This window comes from Cohnella phaseoli (genome assembly GCF_003386235.1).
GTDB classification, from domain to species: Bacteria; Bacillota; Bacilli; order Paenibacillales; family Paenibacillaceae; genus Cohnella; species Cohnella phaseoli.
In genome coordinates this window covers 500,102-511,148 of the sequence record NZ_QRDZ01000001.1, presented here as the reverse complement: position 1 = coordinate 511,148, position 11,047 = coordinate 500,102, and the positions used below count along the sequence as shown (strand labels likewise).

The window sequence follows — 11,047 nt, the reverse complement described above, 5'->3', positions numbered from 1 at the left end:
TGTTCAGACATTTTTCCCACTGCGCTCATCCTCCTCATGTACTAAGTGTACATTTTCGTGGTGGAGGACTCCAACTGAATTAGGGGGCTGTGGAGTCTATTGTTTTTTATTATCTTTTTAGTCTCTCTATTCTCTCTTTATTGGTTTTTGGTACGGAAAATGCGATTGCGGTTGAGGAAAAGGATGCCTGCAGCGATTAGCGCAATGCCGGCAAGCTGCAGAGGAAGTGGGCTGTCTTCACCGGTTTTCGGCAATTGTTTCCCCGGAGTTTTTCCTCCCGCCTCTATCCCGCCGAGTGGAATATCATCCACGTCGATCTCGACGAGAATTTCCTGTTCATTGCCTTCCGGATCGGTCACGATGATGGTGAAGGAGTCTTTGCCTTTGTAACCTTTGTCTGGCGTATACTTCCATTTACCATCCGGCGTGATCGTCACCGTGCCGTGCTTCGGTTCTTCGCCGACTTTGACCTTGCCCTTCTCAGGGACCTCGACTTCGCCTTTAACAGGCTTGTCTACAGTTGTTTCCTCTTTTACTTTGTCCCCTGGGCTAGTCGGCTTCGGAGTCTCTGTAGGCCCCGGAGTCGGAGTAGGCTCAGGTGTTTCTGTAGGCTGTGGAGTCTCTGTTGGTCCTGGCGTCTCTGTAGGTTTCGGCTCCTCCGTCGGCTTAGGCGTTTCCGTTGGGCCTGGACCAGGCGTCCAGCCTCCTCCTCCGGAGCTTGGAATTCTCTCGTTTGTTTTTTCTACTAGTTCAACCGCAGTTTGATTCTCTGTAATCTCGAACTCTACCGGATCAGCGTTCAGATAGTAGCCCGATGGCGACCGCTTCTCGATGAGGCGATACTTGTTCGGAAGCAGATCCTCCAGGAGTAATTGACCATTCACATCTGTTATCAGCTTAACTGGATCAATGCCTGTCACCAATTCGTAAATAACGTTTCCTTGGAGGTCCGTATCCAGAGTAGCGGTCCATAGCTCGAACTCCGCACCTTGGAGAACGTAGTTACGGTTTGTATCATATTTTATTAATCTAACCGAACGAATCTTTTCTTTATTCTCGATGGTAACCGTCGTTGTCTGGTTTTTAATAGATACTGGAGTTTCTGGTGTTTCAATAACAAATCCATCCGCTTTGATTTCTACCAGCGTATACATTCCATAATCCAAGTTGGAGAACTTGACGACCCCGTTAACATCGGTCGTTTCTGTACCAACAACGTTGTTTTGGGCATCACGCAGTTCGAAAACCACTCCCTCCAACCGTGTGGTGTGATCGGCTGCATTTACCTTGATGACAACCAACTCACCACCTGAGCCGAGAACATTCAAAGCCGTGAGCTCAAGGAATTTCGTCTGATTCTCAACAATCTCGAACGGAATCGGAATATAATTCAACTCATAGAATTCTGGAGCCGTAATTTCTACCAATTTATAGTGCCCGGACTGCAAGTTCCCATACGCAATTTTTCCATTAACATCAGTTGTCAAAGTTGCTACAACTTCATCGTTGCTTGCCTTGCGCAATTCGAATACAGCATCTTTGAGCACCTTCGATGCATTGGACGAATCTTGCTTGGTCAATTCAAAGCCTTGACGAATCTTTTCGTTCTCAACTACAAATTCATCTGCTTTGTCTTTGAACTTGATTATTTCCCCGTTTGTTGCGCCATAAGCAGGATCAATCAAATAGCCGCTAGGTGCAGATACCTCTTTAAGTCTGTAAGAAATACCGCTGCCTGCTTTGTATTTGTACTTATTGGCAGTAACTGCTTCGCCGTTCGAATCCGTAGTCAATGTTTCTAGCACGATTGTTCCAGCTTCATTTAGCAGTTGGAACACTGCACCTGAAAGAGGTTGTCCTTGATCGTCATGTTTGATAATTTTAATCTTCTCTCTAACATTGCTACCGCCGCCAGCATCGGCAAATACGACTTTAACACCATTTTGACTGTCTGTTCCCTTGCCAACAACAGTCTTACCTGCATATTGCAGCTCGTTTGTGATTCTGTCACCATTATTGGCATTGATATAGGTGCTATATTTCAATAAGTAAACAGTATCAACTGCATTCTTGAACGTTATTTTGAAATGGTTTCCTGATAACGGTTCAATAATATACTCGGAAGGATCCAATTCAGTTCCAGTAGTTGGAAGTGTTCCTGAGTTGTTTGTAGGAAGTTGAACTTCATACAGTTTGATTGTATCAGGCAACAAAATTTGATCTTCTGAAAGCGTGTCCTCTACGATCGAACCCGGCGCGATATACGACTGGCTTGGATTGATATGAACTGTCCAATCCGCCTTGTCTTTAGTTCCATCCTGACGTCCGGACTTGCGTACTAATTCCCCGCCATTCGCTGGCGTGACTGCGACCCCTTGATCGAAGATGGGCGGATTATTGCCATCTTGCAGCGTTGCTTTGTTCGCATACACGCCATCGATCGTGTAAGGCCCACCAATGTATGTTTCATAGATGATCCGATAAGCGTTTGCGCCGATATTGCCCAAATTCAATGTGAAGCCCTGACCGTCTGCATCCCATACCAGTTGGCCATCGGACAACTGGTATTTATTTTCTTCCTTCTGTGAAACAAGGTTGCTACCCGGGAGCAATTCCAGTTTATAAACCTTAAAGGAGTCCGGATTTGAGTTGTACGTGATATGGCCTTTATCAGCAGAATAATGGTCCTTAATGATCGCTTCATTAACATCGTCCAAATTGTAGTTAACGTCAATCGTCCACGTGATCATTTTTGTTCTGGCGTTGTACTCGCCTTTTTTGAATCCGTTATCCGTCGTATAGTGTTCAAGCTCAACTTGATCCCACTTAGTGATTACCTTAGTAGTCGTATCAGTGTAAGTCATTGTCGCCGTATTCTTGTAGGCCCCATCCACAGGAAGTTTATTTCCGGTCGGATCGAACTCGGTCGTAAAGATGATCTTGTGTTCTTCGTTAATCGTTACGCCGGCCCTCGTTTTGAGAATAAAACCATTTCCGTTATCGTTCGTCACTAACTCAAATGTAGGACTGGAGCCTATATCAATCCCATCGACTTTAACAGTAGTTGGCAGCAAGGTCATATGATTGCCGATATATTTATCGTCAATTAAAATGTTGCTCATCGGATGCTTATCATGATTGATGATCAATTCCCAAGTGATCCTTTTGCTATTAAAGTTTGAACTATCGACTCGCTTTACGAAAATTTGCTCCGTAAATGTTCCTTGAGCCGTTTTAGTTAAACCTCCGTGCATCGTAACCTCGTTTGTTACCGGTGTATCTCCGTAGATTCGGTTTTTGGCTTTTGTTTTATATTCGATATCGTAGGCTGTCGTAACATCGGCGCCAAACTGAAAATCTACTCCGCCCGCTACCTCTGTCGCCGAATACACGCTAGACGTTACCGATGGAGCTCCAGGATTCCCATTCCCATCAATCGGGACATCATATACTTTAACTGATCCGGGTACAAAAATGTGTTTTGATGTATCAAAACGATCTTCAAGCTTGGTATAGGCTTGAGGGATTGTTTGGAGGTTATAGTTGTACCGGATCTTCCAAGTCATCTCTTGATTTTCAGTGTCGTAATTGACCAGAACTTTATTAAGTGGCTCGTTAAAATCAACGGTCACGGTGTATTCATCTTGCTTGCTGTAACCTCCGTCTCCAGTCAACACAGCCTTGTTCTTATAAGGTACATTTTTAAACGGTTCTGTGGTTGGAGGAGTGATCGTTGTTGTATAGATAGCGCGATACGCTTTATCGATATCTCCCAGTGAAACAGGAAAACCAGTAGTATAAGTATTATACAAAGGCCCCTGCTTAACAGTTCCATCAGCTTGAATCTGCAGTTCGTAAACCTCGATATCTCCCTTAAGCGCGAGTCCCGCAAGCGTATCTGATAATTCAGCCCCCGTTATCAACTGCTCGCCTTGATTAAAGTCGACAGTCCATTCAATTTCGTCGGAATTAAACTTATTTGCGGAGCCATTCTTTTTAGCTTGGCCCGTTTTCTTTAGCTTATCGTCCGCTATGTTTTTGAAAGTGAAATCAATTGTGCCTTTCCCGACATTAGTGAAATCAATCGTCTGATCAAGTCCATCTTTAATTTTGGATTCTTCAAACCCGAGCCAAACGTAAAATTGACCATCTGCGCCCTGTCCGTTATTGATAGACTCTCCTTGCGTTCCAAACGTAAATGTTACATCACCGTTTGGCTGTACAACATAATCGCCGATATTGTTCGTTAAAGTGCCATGAATTGATGCAGGCACTTTGAAAATATCCGGCAACTTAAAAGTATACGTATCCCCATCGCTGTAGCCATGTCCGTCAGGCAATTCCCAACCCAGAATAATCGCAACAGAGAGTTGTTCACTATATTGCGGATTTGCGTCCTGTATTGGGCTTCCTTTCGGAGTAATAGAACCGGTATTCTCGTCAAATTCCGGCTTCTGATCATAAACCACGGCACTTGTTATTAAGTTCTCTGCAATAATTCCTCCCGCAGCCTGCGAAGAAGGAGCCACAAACAACTGCGTCACCAACTGCAAAACCAACGCGAGCGCGACAAATATCGTCAGCTTTTGTTTGGCTTGTCGAGCTCGGTTCTTGCTTACTCTTACTCTACTAGCTCTCACATTATCCATCCTCTCTATGTAAGCATTGCAATTACATGCGGACCTTCCCCGATGTTTATCGAATATTCTCCGTTTTCCGCATGCAAAAAAAGCACATAGCTGAATATTAGCAATGTCGCCTGAACAACTTCTGAAAAAGTTCTCGGAAAAACCTCGAATCTTGACATCCGAACACACGTTTGCTAAATTTAGTAAACAAGCTATAGTGGAGAGGGGTCTACAAAATGTCCGAAGAGCGTCTGGCCAGGCTGGAGGATATGATGGGGCAACTGATCGGCATGGTGGGGAAAGGTTCTGAGCGAACAGCATGAGATGCGCAGAGATATGGCTGAAATGAAGCAGGTTATAAGCGGAATTAAGCAAGAAATGACCCAAATAAACGGACGCATGGAAAAGGTAGAAGCGGGACACCCTCATTTCAACGACTCTATCCTTTATCTCATGGACAAGTCTACACAGCACGATCATGATATCCACGTTCTGAAGAGGCATATTCTCAAATAATTTTGCAACTTTATAACAGAAGAAGGAGCCACCCCGAGGGTAGGCTCCTTCTTTGCGTTTACCGCTGCTACATTTTCGGAAGAACCGTCAGCACGAGAGACAGAAACTGTTCTTTTACCCGTTCGGTCGTCTCCATGACTTCCTCATGCGAGAGCGGCTGATCCAGTATCCCTGCGGCGGCATTGCTGATGCATGAAATGCCGAGCACCTCGATGCCCGAGTGCCGGGCGACAATTACTTCGGATACAGTAGACATGCCCACCGCATCGGCGCCAAGCGTCCGCAGCATGCGGATTTCGGCTGGCGTCTCGTAGTTCGGGCCGAGCAGGCCGACGTACACGCCTTCTTTAAGCTCAAAGCCAAGATCCTTCGCGGTCTCCTTAGCGATGCTGCGCAACCTTTTGCTGTATGCCTCCGACATATCGGGGAACCGCACGCCAAGCGCGTTGTCGTTCGGGCCGATTAGCGGATTTTTACCCGTCAGATTGATATGATCGGCAATGAGCATCAAGTTACCGGCCGCGAAGTCCAGATTAATGCCTCCCGCCGCATTCGTCACCAACAGCTTTCCGACTCCTAGAGCCTTCATGACCCGCACCGGCAATGCCGTACGTTCGGGCTCATAGCCTTCATACATATGGAAACGGCCGCGCATCAGCATGACGTTGCAGCCCTGCAGCTTGCCGATCAAAAGCTCTCCCGCATGCCCTTCTACTGTCGAAACTGGAAAATGAGGAATATCCTCGTACGGAATCGTAACCGCATCCTCCAGTTCGTCTCCAAGCACTCCAAGGCCGGAGCCCAAAATTAAACCGATTTCCGGTTGAATGTCCGTCGTTCTGCGAATAAACGCAGCCGCTTCTTCGATCATCGTTTGTGTTATGGCTTGCATAGGATTAACCTCTCCTCTATTCCATCGGTTTATTTCAGCAGCGCGAGAAAGCTGGTGCCGTGCGTTTTGAAGTCGATTCCGAAATTATCCGCCACCGTAGCCGCGACATCGGCGAACGTGGCGCGATCCTCCAGCCGTCCCGCTTCGGCGAAGCTCGGACTCCAGGCCAGCAGAGGCACGTATTCACGGGTATGATCCGTTCCCGCATGGACCGGATCGTTGCCGTGGTCGGCGGTAATCAGCAGCAAATCGTCTTCCTTCATTGCGGCCATAATGTCCGGAAGCGAACGGTCAAACTCCTCAAGCGCTCGTCCGTAGCCTTCCGGGTCGCGACGATGACCGTACAGCGAATCGAAATCGACCAGATTGGTGAAGAGGAAACCGCCGAAATCCCGCTGCAGTTCCCGAATCGTGACCTCGATTCCATGGGCGTTGCTCTTCGTAGACGTCGTTCGGGCAATGCCTTCGCCGCTGAAAATATCGTTGATTTTACCGACGGACACGACCTCCACGCCTCCGGCCTTCAGCGCGTTCAGCACCGTCGGATAAGGCGGCTTCACCGCGTAGTCATGCCGATTGGAGGTTCGCTTGAACGCTCCCGGCTCGCCTAAGTAAGGTCTGGCAATGACTCTGCCGACCGAGAACTCATCCTTCATCGTTAGGCGGCGCGCTACCCGACAAGCGTTGTACAGCTCTTCAAGCGGAATGACGTCCTCGTGCGCAGCCAGTTGGAAGACGCTATCCGCGGATGTGTAGACGATCCATGCGCCGCTTCTCATTTGCTCCGCGCCCAGTTCATCGAGAATCTCCGTTCCCGATGCGGGCTTGTTGCCGATGACCGATCTCCCCGTCTCGTCCTCGAATTGTCGGATCAGAGCGACGGGAAAGCCGTCCGGAAACGTGCGGAAAGGCTTGTCAATGCGCAGTCCCGCCAGCTCCCAATGTCCCGTCATCGTATCCTTGCCGACCGAAACCTCAGCCATCTTGCCATAGTATCCGCTAGGCGCAGCCTCCGGCTGCCACTCTCCCAGCGGCGCAATGTTGCCAAGCCCCAGCTTGCGCATATTAGGCAGCTCAAGTCCCGGCGATCTTTCGATAATGTGGCCTAGCGTATGAGCTCCCAAATCTCCGTATTGTCCGGCATCAGACAACTCCCCGATACCTACGCTGTCCAGTACGATAACTGTAATCCGTTTATAAGCCATGCCTGATTCCTCTTTTCGCAAGCCATAATTGTCGTATTCAGGTTTCGGCTTCACTCCCGCACGGGGATGATTGCGCTCGTACACCTCGGTGAGTCTCGGTTTCGCTGCGGGCAAATAAGCTTGCAGCGAAGCGGCGCTGGAAACTCCCAGCATCTCCTGCACCGATCTCAGATCGGCTCCGTTCGCCAGCAAATGAGACGCGAAAGAGCGACGCAGCGCCTGCGGGGTCGCGTCCATCCCCAATTGCCCAGCGTATTTCTTCAATATTTTCCAGATTCCCTGCCGAGTTAACCGCTGCCCCTGCCGATTCACAAATAAAGCAGCCCCCGACTTATCCTCTTGCGGCGCAACCGGACTCATTTCCTGTACGTACCTCGACACCCAGTAGCTTCCGCCTGCCCCGATCGGCACCATTCTTTCCCGGCCGTCCGCGCCTATGCATAGCAAAAATCCCATCTCCGGATTAACCTGATCTGCATTCAACGACGCAAGCTCCGATACCCTCAGCCCGGTCGCATACATCAGCTCCAGCATCGCTCTGTCTCGAATCCCTGTCGGCTGCTCCGTATCGGGCAGAGACAGCAGCTTGTCCAGCTCCTCGGAGCGAATTGGCTTCGGCGCTTTCTTGTTCATCCTTGGCGCTTCAAGCTGAATGGTCAGATCCACGTCAACGACGCGTCGGAGCACGAGATATTTGCAAAATGAGCGAAGCGCGGAAATTCGCCGGGCAATCGTCGCCGCCGATTTCCCTTGTGCTCGCATCTCATTTGTGTAGGCGGTCAGGTGCAAAGGTCTTAGTTGGGTCTCATGGTTGACGCCGCGCTTGTCCAGACTATCCAGAAAGTCGGATAGATCGCTCGAATAGCTTTGCGCCGTTCCATCGGAAACGCCTCGTTCCTCCCTCAAATACAAGAGATAAGCACTCAGCAAATTTCTCAATTCCATACCGGTTTCCTTTCCCTGCTTCAAACCTTATCCGTTACATCCCGATTTCAAAAATAAAATTGTACATAGATACATTCAACGCGAGTCGGTCGATTTCCTTCCGTAAACTACTCCCCCATCCAATAAAACAATCGCAGACGGTCGCCGGGCGAGGCGTCCGGATCGTTTCCTTCTCCCGTCATAAATACTTTGAACGCTTTTCCTTCTGGCGTCCTATAAGGATCTTTAGGTTCAAGCCAGTCGTGAAACCACCCGAAGAAACCATGAACGACAACCGCAAGCGCAAGAAAAAGGAGCGTAAACTGCAATCGCTCCCACCATCTCTCCATCGGACCCTTCATCCTTCTTCCCCTCCTTGTCCTTGCCCATACTCAACCGTATGAAGGAGGGGGTGCATTCATTCCATTCACCATAAGCTTTCCAGTTTCGCATAAGGCAAACTTACAGCTTCGGCCACCTGCGGATGAGTAATCGCCCCTCGGCAGGCGTTCACGCCAAGCGCGAGCATCGGATTGTTTTGCACCGAAACCTCAAAGCCTTTATCAGCCAACTGTAAAATATAATCAATCGTCACGTTCGTCAGCGCAAGCGTCGAAGTGCGAGGCACTGCTCCCGGCATATTCGCGACTGCATAATGAATAACTCCGTGTTTCTCGTAGGTCGGGTTTTCGTGTGTGGTGGCGCGGTCGATTGTAGCGATTGAACCGCCTTGATCGACGGCGACATCGACGATAACTGCACCCTTTTTCATCGTTTTTACCATTTCCTCGGTCACTAGTCGGGGCGCTCTTGCTCCCGGGACTAGCACGGCTCCGATCAGAAGATCCGCTTTGCGCACCGCATTGGCGATATTGTAGGAATTGCTCGTGAGCGTGCGTAGTCGCCCTTGGAACACATCGTCGAGATAACGCATCCGATCCGCGCTTTTCTCGAGAACGACGACATCGGCTCCAAGACCGAGCGCCATCTTGGCCGCATTCGTCCCCACGATGCCTCCTCCAATGATGATGACTTCCGCAGGGGGCACGCCCGGAACGCCGCCGAGCAGTACGCCTCTACCGCCCTGGAAAGCCTCCAAATATTTTGCGCCTTCCTGAACCGCCATTCTTCCAGCCACTTCGCTCATCGGCGTAAGCAGCGGAAGGCTTCCGTTTGGCGCTTGAATCGTCTCGTAGGCGATAGCCGTCACCCGTCGATTCACAAGCGCTTGGGCCAAGTCCGGCGCTGCAGCCAAATGCAAATAAGTGAACAAAATTTGTCCTTCGCGAAAAAAAGCAAATTCCTCGGAAAGCGGCTCCTTCACCTTCACGATTAAATCCGCAGTCGACCATACCTCCTGCGCGCTTTCAACCAGGCCGGCGCCGGCGTCCAAGTATTCGGCGTCGGCAAAGCCGCTTCCTTCGCCTGCTTGCCGCTCCACAACGACACCGTGTCCCTGCTTTACGATCATCTCGCAACCGGCAGGCGTAAGCGCAACGCGATACTCCTGCTTCTTGATCTCTTTGGGCAATCCAACGATCATGCTCGTTCCTCCCGGTATACAGACTCGTCCTTCCCTTATTCTTTCTCCCCGGCCTGCGAAAATATGTGTGCGCGCCTCCTTGCACCTCATGCTCGGAACTCCCATACCCTACTACAGAATACGGTCATGAGCTCGGTTATGATCCGATCAGGAGGAAAGAACATCCGATGAACCCATTGGTAAAGCAGCTCAGTCTGACGGTAAAACGCAAGCCTACGTCCCGCACGGAACGAAGGAATATCGTATTCCGCCGGATACAGGACTATCATGCCTGCCTTAAGCAGCTTACCGCGGCAGGCATTCGACCGCTCAAGCAAGTCGACTCCATGCGGATGATTTGCTGCCACGGCAGCAAAAGCGCTGACTGGGCATCGCTGCAAAAGCATCCCCGCATTTCTCTCATTGAGCGGGATCGCAGAGTAAAGGCCCATGGATTGGTCAATGCTAACCTATCGCGCATATCGGCCATCGTCAAGAGCCGTATCCCCTGGAACGTCAACCGTGTCAAGGCTCCGCCGGCTTGGCCTGCATCGCACTCGGGCGCTTCGATCAAAGTCGCGATCCTCGACACCGGAATCGCCCGCCATCCCGATCTCGCTATCGCCGGCGGCGTGAATACAATAACCGGTAAATCTTACGCCGACGACAACGGCCATGGCACCCACGTCGCTGGAATAGCGGCGGCAACCGGTAGAAGAAAAATTTACGGAGTGGCTCCCAAAGTCGAGCTATATGCCGTTAAAGTACTTGACGCGAACGGTTCCGGTTTTATTTCCGATATCATTGAAGGAATTGAATGGTGTTTGGCAAGGGGCATTCGCATTTTGAATATGAGCTTCGGCCTTGCCGGCGACAGTACTCTGCTCAGAAACGCGATTCGGCAAGCCAAACGCCGCGGCGCCGTCATCGTTGCTTCCGCCGGCAACAGCGGCACCGCTCTGCCGCAGATCGACGCTCCGGCCCGCTATCCGGAAACGATCGCCGTTGCCGCCACCACACGCGCCAATCGTGTGGCCAGCTTCTCTAGTCGGGGGAAAGGAATCGATTTGGCCGCTCCTGGAGTCAGCATTTTGTCCACTTGGTTGAACGGCACCTACCGGAGGGAATCCGGGACCTCCATGTCGGCGCCTCACGTAACTGGAGCCGCCGCTCTACTCAGAGGCGTTCGTCCTAAGTTGACCGCGACTGAAATTGCCCGCAGACTGAAAGCGACGGCTCTGCGAATTCCGGGAGGCAAAAACGCGGTGGGAAGCGGACTTTTGCAAATCGAACCGGCAGCTCGCTAATTGTCTTATTTTCGCGCCGGGAAATGCCGATATATGAATTATTGCCTTTGCAT

General features: G+C 50.3%; 6 protein-coding genes and 1 pseudogene. 1 reads left to right on the top strand and 6 read right to left on the bottom strand.

What is annotated here, in order from left to right; genetic code table 11:
* Positions 1-137: 137 nt before the first annotated feature.
* The 6 genes and pseudogenes from DFP98_RS02235 to ald form a co-directional block, all read right to left on the bottom strand.
* Positions 138-4,640 (bottom strand): SpaA isopeptide-forming pilin-related protein, encoded by a 4,503-nt coding sequence (locus tag DFP98_RS02235; protein WP_220377041.1) that lies wholly within the window; start codon positions 4,638-4,640, stop codon positions 138-140.
* 571 nt (positions 4,641-5,211) lie between these two features.
* A complete protein-coding gene (locus DFP98_RS02230; protein WP_116058911.1) occupies positions 5,212-6,036 on the bottom strand; it encodes a purine-nucleoside phosphorylase in 825 nt (274 codons plus the stop codon).
* Positions 6,037-6,065: 29 nt separating this feature from the next.
* Entirely contained in the window at positions 6,066-7,241 is a 1,176-nt protein-coding gene (locus DFP98_RS39630; protein WP_246016382.1) for a phosphopentomutase, read from the bottom strand.
* A gap of 114 nt (positions 7,242-7,355) precedes the next feature.
* A pseudogene (locus DFP98_RS39625) lies at positions 7,356-8,186 on the bottom strand (tyrosine-type recombinase/integrase); the annotation flags it as partial.
* 107 nt (positions 8,187-8,293) lie between these two features.
* Positions 8,294-8,527, bottom strand: coding sequence for a DUF4227 family protein (locus DFP98_RS02220; RefSeq protein WP_116058909.1), 234 nt, complete (start codon positions 8,525-8,527; stop codon positions 8,294-8,296).
* A 65-nt stretch (positions 8,528-8,592) separates the two neighbouring features.
* Complete coding sequence (ald, locus tag DFP98_RS02215; RefSeq protein WP_116058908.1) at positions 8,593-9,708, bottom strand: alanine dehydrogenase; 1,116 nt, start codon at positions 9,706-9,708, stop codon at positions 8,593-8,595.
* A 167-nt stretch (positions 9,709-9,875) separates the two neighbouring features.
* On the opposite strand from ald, the gene DFP98_RS02210 reads away from it, so the two are divergent.
* Positions 9,876-10,994 (top strand): S8 family peptidase, encoded by a 1,119-nt coding sequence (locus DFP98_RS02210; protein ID WP_116058907.1) that lies wholly within the window; start codon positions 9,876-9,878, stop codon positions 10,992-10,994.
* The last annotated feature ends 53 nt before the right edge of the window (positions 10,995-11,047 follow it).